Below are 25,352 nucleotides of genomic sequence, written 5' to 3'. Positions count from 1 at the left end.
GCGGACGCCTGCATCAGAAGTTGCTAACAGGCCTCCGCTTCTTCCTTGAATTGGCCGGATTGGCGTCCCATAAGGGCACAGGGTTTGGAAACGCAGAACAAGAAGACGAGCGAAAATTGATGCCGACACTGTTTCGCTTTGTCGTGACTCTCGCGATTCTGGCCGGCATTGCCTATGGTACGATGTTCGCGCTGGTGATGTTCGTCGAGCCAAAAAAAGCGGAGATGAGCGTCCGCATTCCGGCGGAAAAGCTGAATCCCAAGAAAAACTGAATCCCGAAGAAAACTGACCCGCAGGAAATGAACAGCGCCGCCCGCATCGAGGCCTTCCTGGAAATGATGAGCGCCGAGCGCGGCGCTGCCGAAAACACGCTGTCCTCCTACCGCCGCGACCTCGAAGACGCTTCGAGCGAGATCGGTGGCGGGCTTGCCGGTGCGGGTGCCGCCGATATCCGCGCCTATCTCGATGACATCGCCGCGCGCGGCTTCGCGCCGACCTCGCAGGCACGCAAACTGTCGGCGATCCGCCAGTTCTTCAAATTCCTCTATGCCGAGGGCCTGCGCACCGACGACCCGACCGGCACGCTGGACAGCCCGAAAAAGGGCCGTCCGCTGCCCAAGACGATGAGCGAGGCAGACACCGGCCGGCTGATCGACCGCGCCGCGCAGGAAGCCGGCGATGCCGGGCTAGGCCACAGCGACCGGCTGGCAGCCCTGCGCCTGCATGCGTTGGTCGAGGTGCTCTATGCCACGGGCTTGCGCGTTTCCGAGCTGGTCGGCCTGCCGGTGACGGTAGCGCAGCGTGACGACCGCTTCTTCATGGTGCGCGGCAAGGGCGACAAGGAGCGCATGGTGCCGCTGTCAGCCAAGGCGCGCACGGCAATGCGTGCCTGGCTTGCCGCCCGGGCCGGGGTGCCCACCTTCGCCGACAGTCCGTTCCTGTTTCCAGCGGCATCCGACAGCGGCTATCTCTCGCGCCAGGTCTTTGCCCGCGACCTGAAAGGGCTGGCGGCACGGGCCGGCATCGCCTCGGCGAAAATATCGCCGCACGTGCTGCGCCATGCTTTCGCCAGCCATCTGCTGCAGAACGGCGCCGATCTCAGGGCCGTGCAGCAGCTGCTTGGCCATGCCGACATATCGACGACACAGATTTACACCCATGTGCTGGAGGAGCGGCTGGTGCGGCTGGTCAACGATCATCATCCGCTTGCCGACTAGGCCTCATATCGCTATGTGAGGACGACATTTCACCGCCCGGAGCCCTGCTTTCAACGGTTCCGCAGTCCTTGCCTTCCGACGTATCGGTCCGCTCAAGCATGTACAATTACCTCGATTTCGAAAAGCCGGTGCAGGATCTTGAGCTCAAGATCCTCGAGCTGAAGAAACTTGCCGAGAACGGCGAGGCGGTCGACGTTGCCGACGAGATCACCAGGCTCGAGAAGCGTTCGCGCGACGCACTGCGCGATCTCTACAAGGCGCTGACGCCCTGGCAGAAGGTGCAGGTGGCGCGCCACTCCGACAGGCCGCACTGCGTCGACTACATCAAGGGCCTGTTCAGCGACTTCACGCCGCTCGCCGGCGACCGCAATTTCGGCGAGGACCAGGCGATCGTCGGTGGTTTCGCCCGCTTCCGCGGCGAGCCTGTCGCGATCATCGGCCAGGAGAAGGGCTCGGACACGACCAGCCGCCTGAAGCACAATTTCGGGTCGGTGCGCCCCGAGGGCTATCGCAAGGCGGTGCGGCTGATGGAACTGGCCGACCGTTTCAAGATTCCGCTGTTGACGCTGGTCGACACGGCGGGCGCCTATCCCGGTGTCGGCGCCGAGGAGCGCGGCCAGGCCGAAGCCATTGCCCGCTCGACCTCGGCCTGTCTTGCGCTGAAAGTGCCGTCGATCTCGGTGGTCATCGGCGAAGGCGGTTCGGGCGGCGCCATCGCCATCGCCACCGCCAACCGCGTCTACATGCTCGAACACGCCATCTATTCGGTGATTTCGCCGGAAGGCGCCGCCTCGATCCTGTGGCGCGACACCACGCGCTCCAAGGACGCGGCGACCAACATGAAGATCACCGCGCAGGATCTTCTGGAATTGAAGATCATCGACGCCATCATCCCCGAGCCGATGGGCGGCGCCCAGCGCGCGCCCGAAACGGTGATTGCCGCGACCGGCGACCTCATCGCCAAGACGATGAAGGACTTCGCCGGCGCCAACACCGACTTCCGCGAACAGCGCCGCGAGAAATATCTGGCGATGGGCCGCAGCCTCTAGGGGCTGGACCGCGATAGACACCCTGCTTTACCGAATGCTAATTAAGCTTTTCGTTTGGGGGGATCTGCGATGAAAAAATACGAGAAACCGAGGCTGGTCAAAGCGGCCCGCCTGCAAGCACTAGCGGCTCAACAGGTGAGTTCCCAGCCGCCAGTGGACAATGGCAGTGACAATAGCGGTGGCAACAACGAGGGCGGCAGCATTGTCTAGCCCCCGGCAAATCCGGACCTGTCAAAACGTATGATCGCCTTGGGATTGCCGGCCTGCACACGGCAATGTGGCGGCAATAAGCAATTTCGCCACAAAAATGCCGCCGCATTCGGGTCAATGAAATTGCCGTGAGGGGTTGGTCGAGGCTTGCGGTAAGGAATTTTCAAGGTTAACGGGCTTACGGTCCGTCGGTGTTCAGCATACGGGCTCGGCCGTTTCGAAGCCATTGGCCCGAGGGAAAAGACATAGCCGTATCCATGTTTGCCAAGCTCGCCCGCACCGGAGTCCTCGCCGCCTCGATAGCCATCGCCGGCTGTAATGATTCGTCGATGAAGGACTTTGCCCCGGAAGCCAACAAGCCGCTGCCGGACAAGATCCTGGCCGACATGAAGGCCAAGGGCATGATCCGCACCTCCTCGGTGATGGCGCGCATCTTCAAGGAAGAGGGCAAGCTCGAGATATGGAAGGCCAAGACCAACGGCCGCTACGACATGGTGGCGAGCTACGACATCTGCAAATGGTCGGGCAAGCTCGGGCCGAAGTACACCGAAGGTGACCGCCAGGCGCCGGAAGGTTTCTACACGGTGCGGCCGTCGCAGATGAATCCGCGCTCGAACTACCATCTGTCCTTCAACATCGGCTTTCCCAACGCCTATGACCGTGCCAATGGCCGCACCGGCCAGAACCTGATGGTGCATGGCGCCTGTTCGTCCTCGGGCTGTTATTCGATGACCGACGCGCAGATCGAGCAGATCTATGCCTTCGGCCGCGATGCCTTCCAGGGTGGGCAGACCGAGTTCCAGGTCGAGGCCTTTCCGTTCCGCATGACCGCCGCCAACATGGCGCGCTACCGCAACGACCCGAACTACGAGTTCTGGAAGATGCTGAAGGTCGGTTACGACAATTTCGAGATCACCAAGGTGCCGCCGAAGGTCGATGTCTGCGAGAAGCGCTATGTCTTCAACCAGGTCGCCGCCGACGGCCAGACATTCGATCCGACCGGACCGTGCCCGGCGACCACGCAGCCGGATTCGCTGAAGAGCGCCTACAACGCCTATCAGAGCACCTACGACGCGGCGTTCAACGGCGCGCTCAAGGCCAGCGTGCCGCCGCCCAAGCCGACCATCGCCGGCGTCAAGGAAGCCAGCATCGTCTCCGACTGGTCGAAGCGCCGGGCGCGCGGCGAGCGCGTGCCGATCGATCCGCCGTCGCTCAACAACGACGGCACGGTGACCGAGACGGCGCGCATGGGCCGCATCGATTCGCCGGCCGGCCGCAAGATGGCCGCACTCGACGCCGAAAAAGCCGCCAAGCAGAAGGCCGAGGAGCAGAGGCTGGCTGCCATTGAGGCAGCCAAGCAAGCCAAGGAAGCCGCCAAGGCACAGGCACTTGCCGAAAAGGAAGCGGCCAAGGCCGCCAAGGAAGCCCCCGTCGCCACCGCTACCATCGCCGCGCCCGCGGAGGCCGCGCCGGCAGCCGAGACGCAAGCAGCCGACGCCAGCGAAGGTACGGTGGCAAAGCTGAAGAACAAGCTGCTTGGTATGTTCGGCGGCTGAACTTGGTCTTGGCCGTGGATACCGCTATCTACGACCTTAAGGGCCTGAACTGCCCGCTTCCCGTGCTCAAGGCGAAAAAGCGCCTGGCCGGGATGGAGCCGGGCAGCCGGCTCTGGCTCGAGACCACCGACCCGCTCGCCGTCATCGATATTCCCGCCTTTTGCTCGGACGCCGGCCACCAGCTGATTGAAACAGCGGCCATGCCAGGCGGCCATCGATTCCTGGTCGAGCGCGGCGAGACAGTCTGAATTTCGATCTAAAACGCTATCTTCCGGCGATCGCCAGCGGGTTGTTTTCCAGCGCGGCGCGGTCGGGCGTGTCGATCGACGGCCGGTTGGTGAAGGCTGCGAACAGCCGGCGCACATAATCCTCCGGCATATCAAGCGTGATCAGCACCAGCCGCGTGCCGCGCTGGCCGTCCGGCCAGGCCGGCAGCCTTGCCGGCGGATGCAGGATCTTCTGCACGCCGTGGATGACCAGCGGCCGTGACGGATCTTCCCTGAGTTCGATCACGCCCTTCATGCGCAGCAGCTTCTCGCCATGCGTCGAACGCAGCAGGTCGAGAAACATTTCGATGGCCGAAAACGGCACCGGACTGTCATGGACCAGCGAATAGGAGCGCACGCGCTGATCGTGGCGATCGCCATGATCGTGACTGTGCTCGCGGTCATGATTATGCCCGTGGTCATGACCATCATGGTGGTGGTGATCGTGATCATGCGCTGCTTCCTCGCCGAGCCAGCGCCGCACGTCGGCGGATTTGGTGGCGGGATTGTAGAGGCCGCAATCAAACAGCGCCGCCACGCCCGTTTTTGAATTGCCGGCCTCGAGCAGTTCAGCACCCGGATTGATCTGCCGCAGGCGCGCCCGCAGCGTTTCGAGGTCGCCGGCATCGGTCACCAGATCGGCCTTGCTCAGCACGATGCGGTCGGCGACGGCGACCTGCTTGACCGCCTCGACATGGGCGTCGAGCGTGGCATTGCCATTGACCGCGTCGACCAGGGTGATGACCCCGTCGAGCCGAAACGCCTGGACAAGTGCCGGATGCGCCATGATCGACTGCAGCACCGGTGCCGGGTCGGCAAGGCCCGTGGTCTCGACAATGACACGGGCAAGCAGGGCGATGCGGCCGGTCTGCAGCCGGTCGACCAGATCGGCCAGCGTGTCGACCAGTTCGCCGCGCACCGTACAGCACAGGCAGCCGTCCGAAAGCTGGATGATGCCGTCGGAAGCCTGCTCGACCAGGAGATGGTCGATCGCCACCTCGCCATACTCATTGATGATAACCGCCGTATCGGCCAGCGCCGGGTCCTTCAGCAGCCGGTTGAGCAGCGTCGTCTTGCCGGCACCGAGGAAGCCGGTCAGCACCGAGACGGGGATCGGGAATCCGCTCATCAGGTTAGTTCGCGGCCTTGACCGGCTGGTCACCTTGGGCTGCTGAACCCACCACAGCCGGACCGATGCCGGCCGGCGCAGGCCGATCGGGCCGCCAGCTCGGGATCGGCACGTCGGCATATTCCTGGCCGCCCTGGTCGAGCATCGCCTTCGGCGCCGGGCCGGTGGCGCCGCCGAGGCCGACGGCAACCAGCGTCGGCACATGGTCGAGCTTTTCCTGATAGGGCGATTTCGGCGCGTCCTTTGCGGCTGCGGCCGGTGGCGCCTCGGACTGCTCCTCCTTCGTCTTCTTCTTGCAGACCTCGTCATGCATGTCGTTGGGCGAGACCGTGTCGCCATAGGGCGCCAGAGTCGCGACGGTGGCCGAGCCGGCGGCTTGCGTGTCAAACCCCTGGTCGAGCAGTTTTGCCGCGGTCTCGGCACGGCTGACCGCCGACTTCTCGCCAAGCACGACCGCGACCAGCGTGCGGCCGTTGCGCGTCGCCGAACCGATCATGTTGAAGCCGGAAGGGCAGACGAAGCCCGTCTTCATGCCATCGGCACCGGGATAGCGGCCAATCAGGAGATTGTAATTCGGGATAGCCTTCTTGCCGACCGCAAGACCTTCGATCGAGAACCACGGCGCATATTGCGGAAACTCGCTACGGATCGCCATCACCAGGACCGAAAGGTCGCGCGCCGTCGTGTACTGGTCGGGCGAGTAAAGCCCGTTCGGGTTGACGAAATGAGTGCCGTTCATGCCGAGCCGGGCGGCCTCGGCGTTCATCCTGTCGGCGAAGGCGGCTTGCGAGCCGCCGACATTCTCGCCGACCGCCATGGCGATGTCATTGGCCGATTTGACCAGCATCATCTTCAGCGCGTTGTCGAGCCGCATCACCGAGCCCGGCTTGAAACCCATCTTGCTCGGCGGTTCGCCGGCGGAGTGCTTGGTCACCTTGATCGGCGAATCGAGCTGGACTTCGCCTGCCGCGATCGCCCGGAAGGTCACATAGGCGGTCATCAGCTTGCTGAGCGAAGCCGGATACCAGCGCTTGAACGCATCCTGGTGCTGCAGGATCTGGCCGTTCTTCAGGTCGAAGACCACCACCGGATTGGCCAGCGCCGGCCCGGCCAGGACCGACAGCATGATTGCGCCAGCCGGGAATAGTTTGAGGAAATGCCTGTGCCGCATGATCTAATCCGAAATCGCCTCTTGCCGTAGTCGCCCCTGGCTCCGTAAGATTTCGTTACGTGACCGCCAGCATAATGAGTCCGCCCCTCAAAAACGGACTGCATCGTTGCGGTGCTATTTACCCTATGTGACGCCAACATGGCAAAGTGCCTGACAATCACAATCGAAAGACCGGGCACAATTGCAAAACACCAGGCTGAAGCCGGCTGCTCCAACAACGAATGGAACCATCATGCCAATCCTGAACCGCGCCGCTGAAATGCAGGACGAAGTCGCCGGCTGGCGCCGGCATCTGCACCAGACGCCCGAACTGAACTTCGATGTCTTCAAGACGGCGGCTTTCGTCACCGAGAAGCTGAAAGAGTTCGGCTGCGACGATGTGGTCACCGGCCTCGGCAAGACCGGCGTCGTCGGCATCATTCGCGGCCGCCGGGGCAAAGGCGCCACCATCGGTCTGCGCGCTGACATGGACGCGCTGCCGCTCAACGAAATCACCGGCAAGCCCTACGCCTCGACCGTTCCAGGCAAGATGCACGCCTGCGGCCATGACGGCCACACGGCGATGCTTTTGGGTGCAGCGAAATATCTCTCCGAGACGCGCAATTTCGCCGGCTCCGTGGCGGTGATCTTTCAGCCGGCGGAGGAAGGCGGCGGCGGCGGCAACGAGATGGTCAAGGACGGCATGATGGAGCGCTTCGACATCTCGAAGGTTTTTGGCATGCACAACATGCCGGGCCTGCCTGTCGGCCAGTTTGCCATCCGCCCGGGCCCGATCATGGCGGCGACGGCCGAATTCACCATCACCGTGAAAGGCCGGGGCGGCCATGCCGCGATGCCGCACGGCACGATCGACCCGATCGTCATCACCAGCCAACTGGTCGGCGCGCTGCAGACGATCGCCTCGCGCAGCACAGACCCGGTCGAGGCCGTGGTGGTCTCGGTGACCAAGTTCCATGCCGGCGACGCCTACAACATCATTCCCGAATCGGCCGAGATCGCCGGCACCGTGCGCACCTTGCGCAAGGAGATCGCCAAGAAATCCGAGGAGCGCATTCGCACCATCTGCGACGGCCTGGCGACCGCTTTCGGCGCCAAGATCGAGGTCGACTACCAGGCAAATTACCCCGTGACCTTCAATCATGCCGAGGAGACGGTGTTTGCCAGCGACATCGCGGCGACCGTCGCCGGCGATGCCCATGTCCATCGCGGCATCCAGCCGGTAATGGGCGGCGAGGACTTTTCCTACATGCTCGAAGCCCGGCCCGGCGCCTTCATCTTCATCGGCAATGGCGAAACCGCCGGTCTTCACAACCCGGCCTACGATTTCAACGACGAGGCCATCCCGCATGGCATGAGCTACTGGGTGAAACTGGCGGAAACCGCGCTCGCCGCCTGACGAGCGCCACACAAAAGGCTGGCCGATCGCATGCGGCCAGCCTCTTGGCGAAACGGTCCGAAGCGGCTATGTGTCGGGCCGCGTGGTCCCGTAGCTCAGTAGGATAGAGCGGCAGATTCCTAATCTGTAGGTCACAGGTTCGATTCCTGTCGGGATCACCAATCAGTCACTGCAAATATGAGTCGCAGCAGCTGGCTCGAAATTCGGGTGATTTGTCCGAGGGTTAGCCGCAGCTCTGACTCGGCCAGTGGGTCGACTAGACTGGGCGCGGAGCCTTTGCGCGCTTTAGCTGTCACCGAAGGCGGCCGCGCCCAGCAATTCGGCGGCGGCGTTGCCGCAAGGCAATTTGTTCAACTCGGATGACCGGCACGCGCCGATGATGGCAAGGAAAGGTTGAGGAAGGCATCGACCGAATGACATCTGGCATCCACCACATCACGCTGGTTACACGCAAGGTCCAGGCCAACGTTGATTTCTATGTCGGCTTTCTCGGACTGCGCCTGGTCAAGCGGACCGGTGGTTTCGAAGACGCCGAGCAACTGCATCTGTGTTATGGCGACAGCATCGGTTCGCCGGGGTCTCTGATCACCTTCCTCGTGTGGGAGGACGGATCACCCGGCCGGATCGGCCTCGGTCAGGTCGCGGAAGTCGCGCTGTCCGTTCAGCCCGGCGCCATCGGCTTCTGGATTATGCGATCGTTGCAGTTCGGACTGAATGCGAGCGGACCAACGCAGGAATTCGGCGAGCCCGTGCTGCGCCTGACCGATCCGGACGGCGTAGCGATCAAGATCGTCGGCAGCGCCCTGCCCGCATATGCGTCACCGGCCCCCGGCCCGGGAATCGAACCGGCCAACGCAATCCAATGCATCCGCGGCGCGACGATTTTCTCGGCGGTTGCCGAGCAGACGTCGGCATTCCTGCAGGATTACTTCGGCTATCGCCCGCTCAAGCACGCCGGAACCGTGCAGCGCCTCATCTCGGACAGCGGGGACGTTGTCGATGTCCGTGACGCCGTTGGCTTCTGGCCTGGCGTACCAGGGACCGGCGTCGTCGACCATATCGCCTTCCGCACGCCGGGCGTCGCTGCCTTGGAGACGGTGGAGCGCCGGCTTGCGAGCCGCAACTCCAGCGTCACCAATGTTCACGACCGTAAATATTTCGTGTCGCTCTATGTCCGTGAGCCGGGAGAGACCTTGTTCGAACTCGCAACGGATGGACCCGGAATGACGGTCGATGAACCCGCCGAAACCCTCGGTTCGGTGCTCTTCGTTCCGCCTTCCGATGCCGAGCGGGCCGAGGCCATCCGCACGCGGCTGCCGCAGTTTTCGCTGCCTGGCGAGGACCGCATCCGGTATCTCGACCTGCCCTTCGTGCACCGGTTCCATGTCCCAGCCGACCCGGACGGCACGACGCTCGTTCTGTTGCATGGGACCGGCGGTAACGAGGCCGACCTGATGCCGTTCGCGGCAAGCCTGGCGCCGCGCGCCACCTTGCTGGGGGTGCGCGGGCGCAGCGTCGAGGAGGGGACCCTGCGCTGGTTCCGCCGGTTTTCGGCTACCGCGTTCGATCAAGCCGACATAAGGGCCGAGGCAGAAGCCTTTGCCGCCTTCGTGGAAGGCGCGATCAATGGTTATCGGCTGGACCCGGGCAAGCTGGCGTTCCTCGGATATTCCAACGGCGCCAACTTCCTGGCAGCGGCGATGCTGCTGCATCCGCCCCTGGCCGAGCGCGCCATCCTGCTTCGCCCCTCCCTGGTCCTCGAGGCCCGGCCGGACGCGGATCTTTCGGGCTGGCGGATAGTGATGATCGAGGGACGCGATGATCCCTATGCATCGCTTCTCCCCGGTCTTGCGGCGGTCCTGAGCGAGCGTCACGCGACAGTGTCCGCGCTAACAGTGCCTGCGGGCCACGAGTTGAGCGATGCCGATCTGCACGCCCTGGGACCGTCGATAGAAAACTGGTTCGCCTGACCATGCGCACCCTTGAGAACCGTCGGGCAGCGGAGGCGAGCGGGAAACCTCGCCTGCATTGGCATTTCGGCATTCGTCTGCTGCATTGGCTGACCGTGATCGCGCTCGCGGCGCAAATCGCCATTGCCTTCGGGCCGATGCGGGGGCCGGGCATGGCGATGATGAACTGGCTGCCGCTTCACATGTCGATCGGCGTGACGATCCTGGCCATCATCGTCCTCAGGCTTTGCTGGCGCATCTTCACCCGGGCCCCCGTCAGGCCAACCTCGCGGTTCATGCGGTCTGCGACGGCTTTCTTCCACATGCTTCTCTACAGCACGATCCTCGCCGTCCTGATAACGGGATGGCTGGGCTACCGGCCAATGCCTTTCATGCCTCCCGCACGGCTTTTCGGGGACTTGCCCATGCCGTTGGCGCCATCGGTCGGCGCGCTGTCGGCAAGAGGCTTCGCGTTCGTGCATCAGAAGCTGGTCTGGATACTGCTTGGGCTTGCCGGTGTTCACGTCCTGGCTGCCCTGACGCATTTCGTGCTGTTGCGCGATGGTGTCATGCAAAGCATGGTTTTTGGCCGGTCGAGCACGGCCTCTCAGGACCAGGGCAATTCCAGGGAAGACGTGTAACGGCTGATCACGCCGTCGCCCACAACCCTGCCGCAAGGATCACCGCATAGCGTGCAGCCTTGCCTGTTGCGACAAGAGCGACGAACACGCCGAGGTTCACGCGTGCAGCCCCCGCCGCAAGGGTGAACGCATCCCCGACGACCGGCAGCCAGGCAAACAACAGCGTCCATCCGCCAAAGCGCCGGAACGTTCGGCATGCCTGCTCGTAGCGATCCGCAGTGACAGGGAACCAGCTTTTGTTCCGCAGCGTGTCGATGCCACGCCCCAGAACCCAGTTCACCACGGAGCCCAGCGTGTTGCCTATCGTGGCGACGGCAAGAAGCAGTGCGGGATCGCCGCGGCCCGAGACGATCATGCCGGCGAGCACCGCCTCCGATGAGACGGGCAGGACGGTTGCGGCGAGGAACGCGCTGAGGAACAGTGCGCCGTAGAGCGCCGCCACGTCGGGCTATGCCTGCACGTCGACAATGCCCATCATACCGAGTTGCTCATGCTCGAGGATATGGCAGTGATACATCTTCGGCCCCGGCCGGTCCTGCCGCAACAGCAGCCTGACCGTCTCTCCACGCGCGACGTTGACGGTGTCTTTCCAGGCGCGATAGGCCGGCTTGGATATGTTGCCGCCGCGTTCGTGCTCGATCACCTGGAATTGCGTTCCGTGCACGTGAAACGGATGATCCATGTCCGCCTGGTTGACGATCTCCCAGAGTTCAACCTGCCCAGCCTTGGCGACGACGTCGATGCGCTTCATGTCGAAAGCGGCACCGTTGATCAGGAACCCCATCTCCATACCATTGGCGTTCATGGCCATGGTTTCGGTGAAGACGAAACGCCGGCTGACGGCAGGAGGTCCGAGCTGCGCGATCGGCCGCAGCCTGTCGGGCAGCGGCGGAACAGGGTCCGCCTCGGTCTGCGAGACATTGACCGTGAACAGCGTCAGCCCAGCATCGGCAGGCCGCCCGGGACCCATCCAACCCCGATCGTAGTCAAGCGTGGTAAGCGCGGCCGCGCCGACCTGGTCGAAAGAGACGACCAGTTCAAGCCGTTCCGCCGGACTGAGCAGGATGTCGCCGGCTGCAACCGGCGCTTCCAGGAGACCGCCGTCGGTTCCGATGATGGTCATGGGCGCGCCGGCGAAGGAGAGCCGCAAAAACCGCGCGTTGGTCGCATTATACAGCCGAAAGCGCCGCTTGGTGCCAAAGGGGACCGTCAGTGTCGGATTCTTCTGCCCGTTGACCAGCACATGGTCGCCGACGCGCCCGTTCATCAGGTCCGTCATCGTGTTGTCGGGCAAGGTGCCGTCGGCGGCAAGGCGAAGGTCGGTGAACACCAGCACGGTGTCGCCATAGGCGGCCGGGATCGGATCGGTCTTCGACCTGACCACGAACGCGCCGGCAAGGCCGCGATAGACCTGCTCTGCCGTCTTGCCGTGCGGATGCGGATGATACCAATAGGAGCCGGCACTGCCTTCCGGCAGGTCGAAGCTGTAGGTGCGATCAGTGCCCGTCGCGACAGGATCCATCGGATTGCCGTCCTGGTCGGCGGGCACCGGCATGCCGTGCCAATGGATGGTGCTAGCCTCGTCCGCGATCCGGTTGGCGAAGGTGATCTCGACGCGGTCGCCCTCGGCCGCCTCGATGAGCGGCCCGGGGCTGGTGCCGTTATAGGCTAGGATCGGGGTGTCCAGCTCTTCCGCAAAGCGCACTGTGGCGGACTGAGCGGTCAGCGTCGCCTTGAACAGGCCGGGCGTGCTGGCTTCGTTGGCGAGGCGCGGCAGATCGCGAAGGGCTTCTCCTTCCGGCAGCACGGGCGCGCCTTGTGGCGCCGCGCCCATGTCGTGGCCTGCGTGGCCGCCCATATCCATGCCGGGCATGTCGTCCATCTTCATCTGGGCAACGGCACGTTCACTCACAAGAACCGTCGCAAGACCTGCCGCCAGAAAACCTCGCCGATGCATCGGTCGTCTCCTCGATCAGTCGTTGAACACCAGAGGCGATCCTAAGAAACTGCCGATGCCCGGCCAGGTCAATGCGGCGTTTGGGCCGCCTGGGTTGGCACGACACTTTGACTGTTGGAAGCTCTCCGAGCTGACGCCATGCGGTCGGCACCAAATGTCCGCCCTGGTGCCGACCATTGGCGGCTACGCGAACAAGCCGCCTCAGCCGACCCTGACCACAAAATGCTTGGTGACCGGCTCGATGATCTTCCAGGTTCCCTTGAAATCGGCTTCCACCACGAAGGCATCGCCAGGGCCGACTTCGACAGGTGTGCCGCCGTCGGGCGTGATTATGATGCGGCCGGCGATCATGTGCACGAACTCATAGTCGGTGTAGGTCGCGTGATAGGTGCCGGGCGACGCCCGCCACGTTCCCGACATCACCTTGCCGTCCTCGGTCGTGTGCTGGACTGCGGTCTGCATGGTCGGGTGGCCTTCGACCACGATCCAGCCAGGCAGATCGCCGGCTTCCGCGTGTTCGATCGCGCCGAATTTGAGGATCGTCTTGTTCGTCATGCCGGGTTCCTTCTGCTTCATGTGTCGCAGAGGTCGGATAGCTGATGCATGGCACGGGAGCAATGCATGCTCGATGACAACGTGCGGGCGTATACGCGCCTCGGCGTCTTGGGAAATCCTGCCGCCCGCGGCCGCCTTATGGCTTGTGCCTGGCCGAGACCAGTTCCGCCTTGCGCCGCGCCGTCTCCAGTCCGAGGCCGATGAAGGCGCGGGCGTGCTTGGCGAGCGCCATGTTGTCGGTCCACAGATTGCGCCAGATGGCGGTCTTCTTCGACAGGTTCTCGTCGACGATCTCCGACGAGAAGGATTCGAAGCTGAGATCGTCGGCATAGCCGATGGCGGTCAGTGCATCGAAGATGGCCGCGAAGTCGATGTTGCCGGTGCCGAGGAAGCCGCGATGGCTCTCGCCGATATGGACATAGCCGATCTTGCCCGCGGCGTGGCGGATGGCCAGCCCGACATCGGCCTCCTCGATGTTCATGTGGAACGTGTCGAGATGCAGGAAGATGTTGTCCGAGCCGGTGTCCTCGATGAAGGCGAGCCCTTGCGCGGCGGTGTTGAGCAGGTTGCTTTCGAAGCGGTTGACGATTTCGAGATTGAGCGTGACACCGGCCGCTTTCGCCGTCTCGGCGACCTTGGCCAGCGCAGCAGTGCTGCGGTTCCATTGATCGCGCGTCGGCGCTTCGACCTGCAGGCCGTGGCTTGCCGACAGAATACCGGCGACCTTGCTGCCGCCGAGATCGCGCGTCAGCGCAATGGTCTGGTTGAGGATCTCGACGCCGCGCGCGGCGACCCCCTTGTCGGCGCTCGATATGTCGCCATCTCCGGGCAATCCGATGCTGATCGCCACGCCGAGGCCGAGATCGGCGATGCGTTTGGCAAGCCCGCCAATGTCGACATCGGCAGGGTCGAGATAGGAGAATTCGATCAGGTCGAAGCCGGCCTCCCTGGTGTTGGCCAGCGTGCGTTCAAGTGCGCTTTGCGCCGAGCTTGCCGACCAGACGAAAGAATGGATTCCGATGCGCGCCATGATCGTCTCCGGTTTGCGATGATGAAGAAGGGCGCGGCCGGATCAACCCAGCCGCGCCTTTAGAGCAATTCCAGGAAAAGTGTGTAGCGGTTTTCCGTTCGGAATTGCGTCAAAACAAAGAGTTAGAGCGGTTCGCCGTTTCCGTGAAACGGCGAACCGCTCTAGGCGTGATCAGCGGGCCGCGGTCCAGCCCTTGTAGTCTTTCAGGTTCTCGGCGGTGATCAGCTTGGGATCGAGCAGCACTGTCGGCTCCGCCGGCTTCTTGCCGGCGAGCAGCTCCGCCGCCATCGTCAGCGACTGGCCGGCCATCACATAGGGATCCTGCGAAGCCGAGGCCTTGATCATCGACGTGCCGGAAGAAAGCTCCTTCTCGATATCAGGCGCGCCGTCGACCGCAGTGAAGATGAACTCGGAGCGGTTGAGCTGCTTGGCGGCAAGCTGGGCGCCGATCGCCGTCGGATCGTTGATGGCGAACACCGCGTCGATCTTGTCGAAACGGGTGAGAAGCGACTGGAACACTTTCAGGCCGCCGTCGCGCGAGCCTTCGGCGTTCTGGTCATCGGACAGGATCTTGATGTCGGCATGCTGCGAAAGCACGTTCTTGCAGCCCTTGACCCGCTCCAGGATCGACGACGATGCCGGACCGTTGAGGATGACGTAGTCGCCCTTGCCGCCGGTATGATCGACCAGATACTGGCAGGCCTCCTCGCCGGCCTTGACGTTGTTGGTCATCACGGTGACGTCGGCGCCCGGCGCCGAGACGTCGAAGGCGGCAACAATGATGCCGGCGGCCTGTGCCTTCTTCACCGCCGGCGCGATCGCCTTGGCATCGACCGCGTTGAGCATGATCACGTCGACGCCTGCGGCGATGAAGGAATCGACCTGCGAGACCTGCTTGTTGAGGTCATAGTCGGCCGACACCGACGTCACCTCGACCTTCGGGTTGATCTTCTTGGCCGCGTCCTCGATGCCCTTGATGGTGGCGACGAAGAAGGGGTTGCCGAGCAGGCCGACCGAGATGCCGACCTTGTTGAGGTCCTTGGCCGATGCCGGCGCGATGGCGACGGCCGCGAACGCGGCGCCGCAGAGCAGTTTGGCGATGGTCTTCATTACGCTTACTTCCTCCGATTGCCCCGCGCCTCTCACGGTGCGTTACACAAGCCGGTCGTTGATGCCGGCGACCAGGTCACTCACGTTCTCGCCCCTGCCTGGAGCCGGTAGCGGTCGAGGGCGACCGCCACGATGATGACCAATCCCTTGATGATGTACTGCCAGATGTCCGAAACACCGGCCAAGATGAGCCCGTTGGACAGCACCGCGATGATGAGGCCGCCGATCAGCGTGCCCCAGATCGAGCCGACGCCGCCGACGAAGCTGGTGCCGCCAAGAATGACGGCGGCGATGGCGTCGAGCTCGTAGGACTGGCCGAGCTGCAGGCCGTTGGCGGCATAGAGCCGGGCCGCCGACATGGCGCCGCCGAGCCCGGCGAGCAGGCCGGACACGCCGTAGACGAAGAGCAGCACCAGCGGCACCTTGATGCCGGTCAGCCGCGCCGCCTCGGCATTGCCGCCGACGGCATAGATCCAGGTCCCGAGCACGGTGCGCTTGAGCACCAGCCAGGACAAAACGACGACCGACAGAGCGATGACGACCAGCCAGGGAATGCCGAACAGTGAACCATTGCCGATGAAGTCGAACGGCAGGTCCGAGTTGAACACGGTCGTGTCTTGCCCGAGCAGGCGGGCAATGCCGCGCACGGCCGTCAGCGAACCCAGCGTGACGATGAAAGGCGGCAGCCTGATATAGGCGACGAGCAGCCCGTTGATGAGCCCGAAGCCGAGACCGGCCAGGATGGCCGCAGGCACGCCGAGCAGACCCCAGTCCGGCACCAGCGACACCAGCACCGCCACCATCGCCGCGGCTGCGAGGATGGAGCCGACCGACAGGTCGATACCGCCGGTCAGGATGACGAAGGTCATGCCGGCGGCGAGCACGATGTTGATCGACGATTGCTGCGTGACGATCAGCAGGTTTGTCTCGGTGAGAAAGCGGGGATTGATGAACTGGAAGCCGGCCGCCAGCAGCACCAGCACCGGCAGCATGCCGAGTGCCGCGAAGGCGGTGCGCAGCCGCCGGCTTCTGACGGTAGCCTGATCCACAATCGTCCCGGTCGTTCTGTCAGTCATTCCTGGGCCGCTCCCGTCGCAAGTTCCATGATCGCTTCCTGACGCAGCGGCTCGCCCCCGGATGCGGTCACCTCGCCCGCTATGGCACCGTCGCGCATCACCAGCACGCGGTCGGCGACGCCGATCACCTCGGGCAATTCGCTGGAAATCATCAGGATGGCGATACCGCTGTTGGCGAGATTGTCGATCAGCCGGTAGATTTCCGACTTGGCGCCGACATCGACGCCGCGGGTCGGCTCGTCGAGGATGACGACCTTCGGCTCGGTCTCCAGCAGCCGGGCGAGCAGCACCTTCTGCTGGTTGCCGCCCGACAGCGAGCCGGCATTGGCCTGCGCCGAACGGGTGCGGATCGACAGGTCCGCAATCGCCTTCGCCGCGCGCCTGTCGGCGGCGCCGAAATCGCGAAATCCGCCAACCCGCGCATCCCTGGCCAGCACGCCCATACTGATGTTGTCGGAAATAGACATATCGAGGAACAGGCCGAGTTCCTTGCGGTCCTCGGTGAGGTAGGCAATGCCGGCATCGAGCGCCTCGCGCGGCGAGCCGATGGAGATCGGTTTGCCCTCGAGTTCCAGCGTTCCGGCGCTGCGCCTGTCGGCGCCGAAGATCAGCCGCGCAAGCTCAGTGCGGCCGGAGCCGACAAGGCCCGCGAGAGCCAGCACTTCTCCCTTGTGCAGGTCGAACGAACAGTTCTTCAGCAGGCGTCCGTCGGACATGCCGCGCACCGAGAGTGCGATGGCGCGCTTCGCGTCCGGCGGGCGATGATCCTTCTTGTAGAAGGCGGAGAGATCGCGGCCGACCATCATCGACACCAACCGCGAGGCGTTGAGGTCGGCGCGCTCCAGCGTGCCGACATAGCCGCTGTCGCGCAGCACGCTGACCCGGTCGGCGAGCTGGTAGACCTCTTCCATGCGATGGCTGATGTAGATGATGGCGATGCCTTGCGCCTTCAGCGTCGCGATCACCTCGAACAGGCTGTCGGTCTCGCGCGACGTCAGCGACGTCGTCGGCTCGTCCATGACGATGATGCGCGCATTGGTCGACAGCGCGCGCGCAATCTCGACCAGCTGGCGCTCGCCGAGCGACAGGCTGGAGACCAGCGCACGTGCCGAGAAGGAGACGCCGAGCCGCGCAATGATTTCGTTCGCCCGCCGATTGCACTGATCGCGGTCGACAATACCGAAGCGGCGCGGTTCGTTGCCGAGGAAGATGTTCTGCGCCACCGTCAGATTGGGCGCCAGCGACAGCTCCTGATAGATCACCGCGATGCCGGCGGCACGCGCCTTGATCGGATCGCCGGTCGCGGCGGGCACGCCATCGATCAGGATTTCGCCGCCGGCATCCGGCCGATAGGCGCCCGACAGCACCTTCATCAGCGTCGACTTGCCGGCGCCATTCTCGCCCATCAGCGCGTGCAGCTCGCCGGCATGGACGGTGAGTGAGACATCCTGCAACGCGCGGATCGCCCCGAACGTCTTGGAGATGTGACGCATCTCCAGCACCGGCTGGCGGGTTGCCTGGATCTTTGCGGCCGCTGTCATCGTGCTCCACCCGCCGCCTTGATGGCCGCGCCCTGCCCGCCAACGCGATCGCGCCAGACGTTGCGATAGCCGGCAAGGCCGCCGAAACGTGTCGCATGCACCGGCTCCGGCGCCTCGGCGGCGAAGTCGCGCCCGACGCTCTCGAAGGCAAGCGCCGCCGCCCCCGTGGCGCTGCCCTCCAGCGTGGCGCCTTGCAGGAAGGCTTGGCCGGGACGCAGTTCAGCCAACAGCCCGGCAAGCAGGCCGCCAGTGTTCAGCCCGCCATCGACGATGACGGTGTCTTGCGAATGGATGAGGTCTAGGCAGAGATCGACCATCAGCGCCACGTAAAGCAGCGCCGCCGCAGCGCGTTCTGCGGCATCGGGCGTGCGCCCGACCAGGCGGCCGTCACGGTCCGGCATCGGCCCGCCCGGCGCGAAGCTCGGCAGCGCCATGATGCCGGCGTCGATCGCCTGCTGGATCGAGCTGTGCGGGATCGCGCCTTGCCAGCCGCCGCTGATGGCGGCGAATTCGCGCCCGCCCATGAAGCGGATGGTCGGCACCGGGCCGCCATCGACATCGACATTGACCAGCATGTCGCGGTCACGGTCGAGCACGTCCAGCGGGCAGTCGGGATTGAGCACGACGACCCAGGTGCCGGTCGACACCACGGTCAGCCGGCCAAGCTCCTGGCGCCGATAGGCATGGAGCGCCGCATTGGAGTCGTGGACGCCATTGTGGATGGCGATCGGGCGCGCCGCGCCGCCAAGTTGCCGCTCGCCGATCACGGTGCCGGCGCGCGCGAAGGCCGGCATCTGGCCGCGCCACCCCTCGGCATCGACCAACGAGGAAAAGTCCCGTTTGCGCGGCGCCCACAAATGCGAATGGCAGCCGAGATAGGACACTTCCGAAACGGCTCGGCCACCGAGGCGCCAGCTCCAGTACTGGGGATAGCCCAGGATCGATTTCGCCGCAGCGAACGCGCCGGGATCGACTTCCTGCAGCCACAGCATGTGACGGCCATAGTTGAAGCCGAGCGGCAGGCGCGGCGAGAAGGTCTCGGCGAAATCCGGAATACGGCGATCAATTTGGGCAGCGATTTCGGCCGGCGGCTCCTGCTCGTAATCGAGGATCGGATGCGTCAGCGCGGCGTCATCGACCAGGGCGAAGGTGCAGCCATGGCCCGACACCATCACCCCGTCCACGCCATGGCTTTCGACCACGTCCGTGACGGCACCGAGTGCCCAGTCATGCAGTGCGGCCTCGTCGAGCACGCTGAAGCCGTCCTGGCGCGTCCATTTCGGCTGTGTCCGGCGCTCGTCGAGTATGCGTCCATCCTGGCCGAAGACGAACAGCTTCGAATTGGTCTTGCCGAAATCGAGAACCGCCACTTTCACGGGACGGCTCCCGATGTCGAGGCAATCCGCACCATGACGCCGGCATCTTCCAGCATGCGCGCATCGGCATCGGACAGACCGTCATCGGTCACCAGCGTGCCGATGCGCGACAGCGGCAGGGCGACATTGCGCGCGTGGATCGACAGTTTGCGGCTGTCGGCCAGCACCACGATCTGGTCGGCGCAGAGGCTGAGATCGACGATGGAGCGCACCAAAAGCGGATGCGATTCCAGCACGCCTTCCTGGTTGAGGCCTTGCGCGCCGAGAAAGAATTTCGAGGCGTAGAAGGGCGTCGCCTGGGCCGACGAATGGATGATGCCGGGTTCGCGATGCAGGTCGCCGCCGGCAACCGTCAGGCTGCAATGGCCATGGTCGCTGAGATAGGCCGCGAGCGGCATCGAGTTGGTGTAGAGGCGGATGTTTCGGTCGGCGAGCCTGACGCCGAGATGGAAGCAGGTCGAGCCGCCATGGACGATGACCGCGTCGCCGTCGCGCACCATGGTCGCCGCGATGGCCGCGATCTGCCGCTTGGCCTCGACGGCGAGGTCACGGTTCTCGTCATAGGGCCGGGCATAGGCGACGCCCGCATGCGATGCGCCGTCGAGCGCTGAAATCCCGCCATAGACCTTGCGCGCCTCACCGGCCTCATCGATCCGGTCGATGTCGCGCCTGACCGTCGCCGCCGAAACGCCAAGCCGCTCCTGCAGCTCGCGCACCGAGGCGAACGGGCGATCCCGCAGCAGTTCGACGATCTGACGCTGGCGGCCGAGGTCGCTCAACTTTTTCCTCCCAGTGCCATTTTTCCATGGCAATTGGCGCAACTTACTCAACATTAGTCAGATTGCAAGCCAGTTTTGACGATAGTAGATCACTGTTGACGTAGATCGCTCATATCTGCGATATCAGCGCCAACAACGGCCCGGGCGACGGGATTTCGTGCAAGCGTTTGAAGGAAAGGCGCCATGGCAACCCAAGCTGACGCGCAGGAACTGGCGGCCTTACGGGCGCTTTCGGCCAGCATTGGGCTCAATCCGCATATGACCCAGGCGGCGGGCGGCAACACCTCGCTCAAGGCCGGCGACACGCTGTGGATCAAGGCCTCCGGCACATGGCTGAAGGATGCGCTGAGCGACGACATCATGGTGCCGGTGGCGATGGCGCCGCTGCTCGAGGCGGTCGAAGAACGCGATCCGGCCGCCGACACGCCGCAGGCCTTTGCCATCGACGAACTCAATCCGCGCGGCCTGCGCCCGTCGATCGAAACCACGGTGCACGCCTTGATGCCGCAACGCGTGGTTCTCCATTTGCACTGCGTCGACACGATTGCGCTTGCCGTGCAGGCCGATGGCGAGGCCGAGGTCGCCAGGCGGCTTCGCGGCATCGAGTGGGCCTATGTGCCCTATTTCCGGCCGGGCCTGCCGCTTGCCCGCGGCATTACCGGGAAAATGCGGCCCGGTGTCGATGTGCTGATCCTCGGCAATCACGGGCTGGTCGTCGCCGCCGAGACCGTTGCCGAGGCGGAGCGACTGCTCCACCGCGTCCGCTCGCTGTTGGCACGGCCGGCGCGCGAGACTGCAGCGCCCGACATTACCGCCCTGACGGCGCTTGCCGGCGGCAGCGCCTACCGCTTGCCGGCGGATGCCGAAGCCCATGCGGTCGCGCTCGATCCGGAAAGCCGCCGCATGGCGGAGGCCGGCAGCCTCTATCCGGACCATGTCATCTTCCTCGGTCAGGGCTCGGTGGTGGCAAGACCGGGCGAGGATACGGCCGGTGTCACCACGCGTCTCGGTGCCACACCAGCGGCAATCCTGTTTCCCGGCACCGGCGTGCTGATGCGCGGCGACGCCAGCGCCGGGGCCGATGCCATGCTACGTTGCCTCGCCGATGTGACGGCACGCGTCGATGTCGCGGCGCGGCTGAACTACCTCACCGCCGCCGAGAATGACGAACTGGTCAATTGGGACGCCGAACAGTATCGCCAGAAGCTGAATGCCGCTGCTGGCGGCTAGCAAAGGACTGAAGACATGATGCCTCTTGTCATCGGCATCGACATCGGCACGTCGGGCGCGCGCGCCGTCGCCATGCGGGCTGATTTTTCCATTGCCGGCCAGTCCGCCGTTCGGCTCGACAAATTCGGCCAAAATCCCCGCGCCCCTTCGGCATGGTGGCAAGCGGTCCAGGCGGCTCTGACGGAACTGCTTTCGGGCATCGATCGCACTGCTGTCCGCGCCATCGCCGTCGACGGCACGTCGGGCACGTTGCTGCCGGTCGACGCCGCCGGGCGGCCGCTGGCCGAACCGCTGATGTACAACGACAAGGTCGACGACGCCGACATCCTGGCCGCCATCGCCCGCGAGGCGCCCGAGGCGAGCGCCGCGCACGGCGCGACCTCAGGCCTCGCCAAGGCGTTGCGGTTCCAGCACCTGCCCGGCATCGCGGCCGTGCTGCACCAGGCCGACTGGATCGCCGCAAATCTCTCAGGCCGCTTCGATGTCAGCGACGAGAACAACGCGCTGAAGACTGGCTATGACGTCGAGGCCCGCCGCTGGCCGGACTGGATCGCGGCCACCGGCATGCGCATGGATCTGCTACCTGATGTCGTCGAGCCGGGCGATGTCACCGGCACGCTCACCGCGGCGGCCGCGCAGCTGTTCGGCCTGCCGCGCGATGTGGCCGTGGTCGCCGGCACCACGGATGGCTGCGCCTCGTTCCTGGCGACCGGCGCCACGACGGCCGGCGACGGCGTCACGGCGCTGGGGTCCTCGCTCACCATCAAGATCCTCTGCGACCGCCCGATCTCGGCGCCGCGCTTCGGCATCTACAGCCATCGCCTCGGCGACACCTGGCTGGCCGGCGGCGCGTCGAATTCCGGCGGCAAGGTGCTGGCGCAGCATTTTTCACTGGCGCGGATCATCGAGCTGAGTACCGCGATCGACCCCACGACAGAAACCGGCCTCGACTACTATCCGCTCGGCATGGCCGGTGAGCGCTTCCCCGTCGCCGATCCCGCCCTGCCGCCGCGCCTCACCCCTAGGCCGGCAGACGACGCCGACTATCTCAAGGCGATGTTCGAAGGCATGGCCGCGATCGAGGCGCTCGGCTACCGCAGGCTGGCCGAACTCGGCGCGCCAGCGCTTACTTCGGTCAGGAGCGTCGGCGGCGGCGCTGCAAATAAGGCCTGGACGGCAATCCGGCGGCGCAAGCTCGGTGTCGCATTCCTGCCCACGCTTTCCGACGAAGCGGCCGCCGGCACGGCGCGGCTGGCGCTGAAGGGCGCAGGCAAGGCGGGACTGCTATGAGGGTGAAAACAATCGAACGCCTCGACGGCATAGGACCGCTGGCAGAGCGCTACCAAATCTTCCTGCTCGACCAGTTCGGCGTGCTGCATGACGGCCAGGCTCCCTATCCCGGCGCGGTAGAGGCATTGTCGGCGCTGAAGCGCGCCGGCAAGACGGTGGTGCTGATCTCGAATTCCGGCAAGCGCGCCAAGCCCAACGAGGATCGCCTGCTGAAACTCGGCTTCGCCGCCGGAAGCTGGGACCATTTTGTCTCCTCCGGCGAGGTGGCGTGGCGGTCCTTCAATGACATGGCGGCATCGGGAGAGTTGCGTCCGGGGACAAAATGCCTGCTGATCAGCCGCGACAACGACCACACGGCGATCGAAGGCCTGCCCTTCGTGCTGACCGAGGCCGGCGAGGACGCCGAATTGGTGCTGATCTCGGCCAGCGAAGGCGACCGCCATGACCTCGACCATTATCGCGAACTGCTTGCCCCGGCGGCGGCGCGGCAGGTACCGTGCTTCTGCACCAACCCCGACAGGATCATGCTGACAGCGGTCGGGCCTCGCTTTGGCGCCGGAGAGATCGCCGATCTCTACGAAAGCCTTGGCGGCAGCGTCACCCGCATCGGCAAGCCTTTTCCGGCGATCTTCGACGCGGCCCTGGGGCTGGCGGGTGAGCCGGATCGCGCCAGCGTCGTCTGCGTTGGCGACAGTGTCGAGCACGACATAGCGGGCGGAAACGGTGCCGGCGTCGCCACGGCGCTGGTGCTCGGCGGAATATTGGCGGACACACCGGATCTCGTCGCCGTTTTCGACGAGCAGCAGTCCTGGCCCGATTACATCACCGGATCCTTCAGCTTGCGCTGACCGCCTCGAGCATGCGCTTGGCGCTTTCCTCGTCGGTGATCAGGATCGTCGGCGCGATCAGGTGCATGGCGCCGAGCAGCGCCTCGGTCTTCTCCTCGCCGCCGGAGGTGAGGATGCGGATCGGCGCCGCGCGCAGGCGGTCGACTTCCACCGACATCACGTGGCTGTTGACGGGATGATCGACCAGATCGCCGTTGCGGTCGAAGAAATGGAACAGAAGGTCGCCGACGGCGCCACGCTCGAGCAGGGCCTCGCGGTCCGCTTCCCTGAGAAAGCCACCGCGCGAGAAGGTGGTGGCCGAGGCGATGCCGCCGACGCTCAGCAGAACGGCATCGAGCACGTTGGCCATTTCAAAAACCTCCTGCAGGCCGCAGCGCTCGACCAGCGCGACCTTGGTCTCCACGCTGTCGACGACGGCCGGCGTCGGGATCAGGTAGCCGTCGCCCTGGAAGATCTGGGCGAAGCGCCAGGCGAACTCAGCCGGGTTATAGCGCCTCACGACGCCGACACCGCCCAGCAGCGAAATGACCTTGAAGTCTGTAAGCGATTTGGCGCTGATGAAGGGCAGGCTGGAGAACAGCGTCCGGCCCCAGCCAACGCCGACGCGCATGCCGGACTTCATCGTGTCGGACAGGAAACTGCCCGTCTTGGCGCTGATCGCGGGGATCGGATCGGCATTGGGCGCGGTGAGCGGGGCGACCAGCGCCTGCTGCAGGCCGAACGTCCGCTCCAGCGCGCGCTCCAGCCGCACGATCTCCGACAATTCGCTCTCGATGGTGATCTTCACCTCGTTGCGCGCCCGCGCCTCGGCCAGCATGCGCACGATGGTGACGCGGCCGACGCCGAGCACATCGGCGATCTCGTTCTGCGTCATCTGCTCGACGAAATACATCCAGGCGGCCCGGATCCTTAGGCGGTCCGTCCGGCTTTCACTAGCGACCTGTTCGGTCGTTTCGGCTCCCCCTTCGGACCGCCCTTCTTCGGTTTGTCGTCGCCTGGCCAAGTCATCCCTCCCCCGCGGCGACGGACGATCTCGCCGTCGCCGATTCTGCGTGCTGGCCTAGTATCGCCTATTGATCTACCAATCGATAGGAACAATGTAGAGTCGGTGGCTGGCCCCTCGCCGGCCGCCCTGCAAGGCACTTTCGAGGCAGACCGCGATGCTCCGACAAATCTCCGAAGACGTCCGCGTCAATTTGAAGGACCGGTTGCGGGAAGTCCGCGACATCATCCGGCAAAGCCGTCATGACGGCACCGGTGACGCCAGCGTCCTGCGCGAAGCGACCAGCCATCTGCCGCCGTTTCCGGGCAAGGGCATCGAAGGCCTGCTCAGCCATGCCGCCAGCGCCGTCGACGAAGCGCTGTCGATCGCTGAATCCTTTGTCCCGCACGAGCGCCCGATCAAGGTGGACGGCACGACCGTGAAAGGCCTCGGCACCTATTTCCCGGCCGGAAACGAAGACCAGCAGTTGAGCGCCGAGCGCCTGTTCCGGCGCGACATGTACTATCTGACGAAGGCGGTTCTGGCCGAGTTGAAGATCGACAATGCCCGCATTCATGAGGCCGATTTCGCCGCCACGCATGCCACGATGCGCAAGCGCCATGGCGATCTGCTGGCCGCCTTGACCGCACCGGGTATCGGACTGCAGGCAATCGCGGCCACCTGCGCGGCGCTGCTGGTCGAGTTGCTCAACCAGCGTCCGATCCGCTTTGCTGAAACCGCGCCGGAAACGGCCGTGGTTGATGGCCGGGCGCTCGACACAAGCTGCCTGGCGCCGGTTGTTCTGGCCTGCGGCCTGGCGACAACCGGTCGCGACGGCGCGCCGGAGCCGGACATGCTGGAGATCGCGATCCTGGCTGCCGATATCCGTCACGATCGCATGGTACAGGCCTGCGCCAAGGCAAGCCCGGTCGAGGAACTGACGCCAGTCTTTGCCACCTTGCTTGCGCATTTGCCGTAAGCTCCAGCGGCTGTT

At 64.7% G+C, this 25,352-nt stretch carries 25 protein-coding genes and 1 tRNA gene; 14 read left to right on the top strand and 12 right to left on the bottom strand.

All coding sequences use genetic code 11. The features are described from left to right. The first annotated feature begins 119 nt into the window (after positions 1–119). From JN279_RS08270 to JN279_RS08245, 6 genes are all read left to right on the top strand, one after another. The gene (locus JN279_RS08270) at positions 120–272 is read left to right on the top strand and encodes a histidine kinase (protein WP_096450797.1); all 153 of its coding nucleotides are present in this window, start codon (positions 120–122) and stop codon (positions 270–272) included. Positions 273–299: 27 nt separating this feature from the next. Further along, entirely contained in the window at positions 300–1,217 is a 918-nt protein-coding gene (locus tag JN279_RS08265; protein WP_202352481.1) for a site-specific tyrosine recombinase XerD, read from the top strand. Positions 1,218–1,315: 98 nt separating this feature from the next. Further along, complete coding sequence (locus JN279_RS08260) at positions 1,316–2,266, top strand: acetyl-CoA carboxylase carboxyltransferase subunit alpha (RefSeq protein WP_096450801.1); 951 nt, start codon at positions 1,316–1,318, stop codon at positions 2,264–2,266. Between the two features lie 69 nt (positions 2,267–2,335). Continuing rightward, entirely contained in the window at positions 2,336–2,476 is a 141-nt protein-coding gene (locus JN279_RS08255; RefSeq protein ID WP_202352480.1) for a hypothetical protein, read from the top strand. Positions 2,477–2,733: 257 nt separating this feature from the next. Beyond that, positions 2,734–4,032 (top strand): L,D-transpeptidase family protein, encoded by a 1,299-nt coding sequence (locus JN279_RS08250; protein WP_202352479.1) that lies wholly within the window; start codon positions 2,734–2,736, stop codon positions 4,030–4,032. Between the two features lie 8 nt (positions 4,033–4,040). Beyond that, on the top strand, positions 4,041–4,280 hold the full coding sequence (locus JN279_RS08245) for a sulfurtransferase TusA family protein (RefSeq protein WP_202352478.1): 240 nt from the start codon (positions 4,041–4,043) through the stop codon (positions 4,278–4,280). Positions 4,281–4,296: 16 nt separating this feature from the next. On the opposite strand, the gene JN279_RS08240 is transcribed toward JN279_RS08245, so the two are convergent. Together JN279_RS08240 and JN279_RS08235 are read right to left on the bottom strand one after the other, a co-directional pair. Next, a complete protein-coding gene (locus JN279_RS08240; protein WP_202352477.1) occupies positions 4,297–5,427 on the bottom strand; it encodes a CobW family GTP-binding protein in 1,131 nt (376 codons plus the stop codon). A gap of 4 nt (positions 5,428–5,431) precedes the next feature. Beyond that, on the bottom strand, positions 5,432–6,598 hold the full coding sequence (locus JN279_RS08235) for a D-alanyl-D-alanine carboxypeptidase family protein (protein ID WP_202352476.1): 1,167 nt from the start codon (positions 6,596–6,598) through the stop codon (positions 5,432–5,434). Between the two features lie 232 nt (positions 6,599–6,830). Between JN279_RS08235 and JN279_RS08230 the strand changes: the two genes are divergently transcribed. The 4 genes from JN279_RS08230 to JN279_RS08215 all read left to right on the top strand — a co-directional run bounded on the left by JN279_RS08230 (position 6,831) and on the right by JN279_RS08215 (position 10,584). Beyond that, complete coding sequence (locus JN279_RS08230) at positions 6,831–7,994, top strand: M20 aminoacylase family protein (protein ID WP_202352475.1); 1,164 nt, start codon at positions 6,831–6,833, stop codon at positions 7,992–7,994. Positions 7,995–8,078: 84 nt separating this feature from the next. Continuing rightward, positions 8,079–8,155 (top strand) — tRNA-Arg (locus tag JN279_RS08225). Between the two features lie 252 nt (positions 8,156–8,407). Then, entirely contained in the window at positions 8,408–9,964 is a 1,557-nt protein-coding gene (locus JN279_RS08220) for a VOC family protein (protein WP_202352474.1), read from the top strand. Positions 9,965–9,966: 2 nt separating this feature from the next. Next, positions 9,967–10,584, top strand: a complete 618-nt coding sequence (locus tag JN279_RS08215; RefSeq protein WP_096450812.1) for a cytochrome b — start codon at positions 9,967–9,969, stop codon at positions 10,582–10,584. Between the two features lie 7 nt (positions 10,585–10,591). On the opposite strand, the gene JN279_RS08210 is transcribed toward JN279_RS08215, so the two are convergent. The 9 genes from JN279_RS08210 to JN279_RS08170 all read right to left on the bottom strand — a co-directional run bounded on the left by JN279_RS08210 (position 10,592) and on the right by JN279_RS08170 (position 20,008). Then, the gene (locus JN279_RS08210; RefSeq protein WP_096450814.1) at positions 10,592–11,026 is read right to left on the bottom strand and encodes a YqaA family protein; all 435 of its coding nucleotides are present in this window, start codon (positions 11,024–11,026) and stop codon (positions 10,592–10,594) included. A gap of 6 nt (positions 11,027–11,032) precedes the next feature. Continuing rightward, complete coding sequence (locus JN279_RS08205; protein WP_096450816.1) at positions 11,033–12,541, bottom strand: multicopper oxidase family protein; 1,509 nt, start codon at positions 12,539–12,541, stop codon at positions 11,033–11,035. Positions 12,542–12,742: 201 nt separating this feature from the next. Next, entirely contained in the window at positions 12,743–13,096 is a 354-nt protein-coding gene (locus tag JN279_RS08200) for a cupin domain-containing protein (protein WP_096458012.1), read from the bottom strand. Between the two features lie 136 nt (positions 13,097–13,232). Further along, a complete protein-coding gene (locus tag JN279_RS08195) occupies positions 13,233–14,126 on the bottom strand; it encodes a sugar phosphate isomerase/epimerase family protein (protein WP_096450818.1) in 894 nt (297 codons plus the stop codon). A gap of 171 nt (positions 14,127–14,297) precedes the next feature. Further along, positions 14,298–15,236, bottom strand: a complete 939-nt coding sequence (locus JN279_RS08190) for an ABC transporter substrate-binding protein (RefSeq protein ID WP_096450820.1) — start codon at positions 15,234–15,236, stop codon at positions 14,298–14,300. An 80-nt stretch (positions 15,237–15,316) separates the two neighbouring features. Then, positions 15,317–16,312: an ABC transporter permease subunit gene (locus JN279_RS08185; RefSeq protein ID WP_096450822.1), complete on the bottom strand. Its 996-nt coding sequence runs from the start codon at positions 16,310–16,312 to the stop codon at positions 15,317–15,319. Further along, positions 16,309–17,853, bottom strand: coding sequence for a sugar ABC transporter ATP-binding protein (locus tag JN279_RS08180; RefSeq protein WP_096450824.1), 1,545 nt, complete (start codon positions 17,851–17,853; stop codon positions 16,309–16,311). Before JN279_RS08180 ends, JN279_RS08185 begins: the two co-directional genes overlap by 4 nt. Next, complete coding sequence (locus JN279_RS08175) at positions 17,850–19,229, bottom strand: carbohydrate kinase (protein WP_202352473.1); 1,380 nt, start codon at positions 19,227–19,229, stop codon at positions 17,850–17,852. The genes JN279_RS08180 and JN279_RS08175 overlap by 4 nt, the downstream gene beginning before the upstream one ends. Continuing rightward, complete coding sequence (locus JN279_RS08170; protein ID WP_096450828.1) at positions 19,226–20,008, bottom strand: DeoR/GlpR family DNA-binding transcription regulator; 783 nt, start codon at positions 20,006–20,008, stop codon at positions 19,226–19,228. The genes JN279_RS08175 and JN279_RS08170 overlap by 4 nt, the downstream gene beginning before the upstream one ends. 183 nt (positions 20,009–20,191) lie before the next feature. Between JN279_RS08170 and JN279_RS08165 the strand changes: the two genes are divergently transcribed. From JN279_RS08165 to JN279_RS08155, 3 genes are read left to right on the top strand one after another with little or no spacing between them, the layout of a single operon-like run. Continuing rightward, on the top strand, positions 20,192–21,238 hold the full coding sequence (locus tag JN279_RS08165; protein WP_202352472.1) for a class II aldolase/adducin family protein: 1,047 nt from the start codon (positions 20,192–20,194) through the stop codon (positions 21,236–21,238). Positions 21,239–21,253: 15 nt separating this feature from the next. Further along, the gene (locus JN279_RS08160; RefSeq protein ID WP_202352471.1) at positions 21,254–22,528 is read left to right on the top strand and encodes an FGGY-family carbohydrate kinase; all 1,275 of its coding nucleotides are present in this window, start codon (positions 21,254–21,256) and stop codon (positions 22,526–22,528) included. Beyond that, on the top strand, positions 22,525–23,376 hold the full coding sequence (locus tag JN279_RS08155) for a TIGR01459 family HAD-type hydrolase (protein ID WP_202352470.1): 852 nt from the start codon (positions 22,525–22,527) through the stop codon (positions 23,374–23,376). Before JN279_RS08160 ends, JN279_RS08155 begins: the two co-directional genes overlap by 4 nt. Here JN279_RS08155 and JN279_RS08150 read toward each other — a convergent pair. Next, positions 23,363–24,268 (bottom strand): sugar-binding transcriptional regulator, encoded by a 906-nt coding sequence (locus tag JN279_RS08150; RefSeq protein ID WP_202352469.1) that lies wholly within the window; start codon positions 24,266–24,268, stop codon positions 23,363–23,365. The genes JN279_RS08155 and JN279_RS08150 overlap by 14 nt on opposite strands. A 268-nt stretch (positions 24,269–24,536) precedes the next feature. Between JN279_RS08150 and JN279_RS08145 the strand changes: the two genes are divergently transcribed. Continuing rightward, entirely contained in the window at positions 24,537–25,337 is an 801-nt protein-coding gene (locus JN279_RS08145) for a hypothetical protein (protein WP_202352468.1), read from the top strand. The last annotated feature ends 15 nt before the right edge of the window (positions 25,338–25,352 follow it).

It is taken from the genome of Mesorhizobium sp. 113-1-2, from assembly GCF_016756475.1.
Classification (GTDB): Bacteria; Pseudomonadota; Alphaproteobacteria; order Rhizobiales; family Rhizobiaceae; genus Mesorhizobium; species Mesorhizobium loti_C.
Note: the sequence above shows the minus strand (reverse complement) of the source record. Positions and strands in the feature narration are given on the sequence as shown.

What these genes read in the sequence shown, in the direction of transcription:
- JN279_RS08270 (WP_096450797.1), top strand. Translation starts at nt 120, where the DNA reads ATGCCGACACTGTTTCGCTTTGTCGTGACTCTCGCGATTCTGGCCGGC.
- JN279_RS08250 (WP_202352479.1), top strand. Translation starts at nt 2,734, where the DNA reads ATGTTTGCCAAGCTCGCCCGCACCGGAGTCCTCGCCGCCTCGATAGCC.
- JN279_RS08230 (WP_202352475.1), top strand. Translation starts at nt 6,831, where the DNA reads ATGCCAATCCTGAACCGCGCCGCTGAAATGCAGGACGAAGTCGCCGGC.
- JN279_RS08255 (WP_202352480.1), top strand. Translation starts at nt 2,336, where the DNA reads ATGAAAAAATACGAGAAACCGAGGCTGGTCAAAGCGGCCCGCCTGCAA.
- JN279_RS08200 (WP_096458012.1), bottom strand. Translation starts at nt 13,096, where the DNA reads ATGACGAACAAGACGATCCTCAAATTCGGCGCGATCGAACACGCGGAA.
- JN279_RS08160 (WP_202352471.1), top strand. Translation starts at nt 21,254, where the DNA reads ATGATGCCTCTTGTCATCGGCATCGACATCGGCACGTCGGGCGCGCGC.
- JN279_RS08155 (WP_202352470.1), top strand. Translation starts at nt 22,525, where the DNA reads ATGAGGGTGAAAACAATCGAACGCCTCGACGGCATAGGACCGCTGGCA.
- JN279_RS08240 (WP_202352477.1), bottom strand. Translation starts at nt 5,427, where the DNA reads ATGAGCGGATTCCCGATCCCCGTCTCGGTGCTGACCGGCTTCCTCGGT.
- JN279_RS08185 (WP_096450822.1), bottom strand. Translation starts at nt 16,312, where the DNA reads ATGACTGACAGAACGACCGGGACGATTGTGGATCAGGCTACCGTCAGA.
- JN279_RS08150 (WP_202352469.1), bottom strand. Translation starts at nt 24,268, where the DNA reads ATGTATTTCGTCGAGCAGATGACGCAGAACGAGATCGCCGATGTGCTC.
- JN279_RS08195 (WP_096450818.1), bottom strand. Translation starts at nt 14,126, where the DNA reads ATGGCGCGCATCGGAATCCATTCTTTCGTCTGGTCGGCAAGCTCGGCG.
- JN279_RS08180 (WP_096450824.1), bottom strand. Translation starts at nt 17,853, where the DNA reads ATGACAGCGGCCGCAAAGATCCAGGCAACCCGCCAGCCGGTGCTGGAG.
- JN279_RS08235 (WP_202352476.1), bottom strand. Translation starts at nt 6,598, where the DNA reads ATGCGGCACAGGCATTTCCTCAAACTATTCCCGGCTGGCGCAATCATG.
- JN279_RS08260 (WP_096450801.1), top strand. Translation starts at nt 1,316, where the DNA reads ATGTACAATTACCTCGATTTCGAAAAGCCGGTGCAGGATCTTGAGCTC.
- JN279_RS08205 (WP_096450816.1), bottom strand. Translation starts at nt 12,541, where the DNA reads ATGCATCGGCGAGGTTTTCTGGCGGCAGGTCTTGCGACGGTTCTTGTG.
- JN279_RS08190 (WP_096450820.1), bottom strand. Translation starts at nt 15,236, where the DNA reads ATGAAGACCATCGCCAAACTGCTCTGCGGCGCCGCGTTCGCGGCCGTC.
- JN279_RS08145 (WP_202352468.1), top strand. Translation starts at nt 24,537, where the DNA reads ATGCTCCGACAAATCTCCGAAGACGTCCGCGTCAATTTGAAGGACCGG.
- JN279_RS08215 (WP_096450812.1), top strand. Translation starts at nt 9,967, where the DNA reads ATGCGCACCCTTGAGAACCGTCGGGCAGCGGAGGCGAGCGGGAAACCT.
- JN279_RS08165 (WP_202352472.1), top strand. Translation starts at nt 20,192, where the DNA reads ATGGCAACCCAAGCTGACGCGCAGGAACTGGCGGCCTTACGGGCGCTT.
- JN279_RS08265 (WP_202352481.1), top strand. Translation starts at nt 300, where the DNA reads ATGAACAGCGCCGCCCGCATCGAGGCCTTCCTGGAAATGATGAGCGCC.
- JN279_RS08220 (WP_202352474.1), top strand. Translation starts at nt 8,408, where the DNA reads ATGACATCTGGCATCCACCACATCACGCTGGTTACACGCAAGGTCCAG.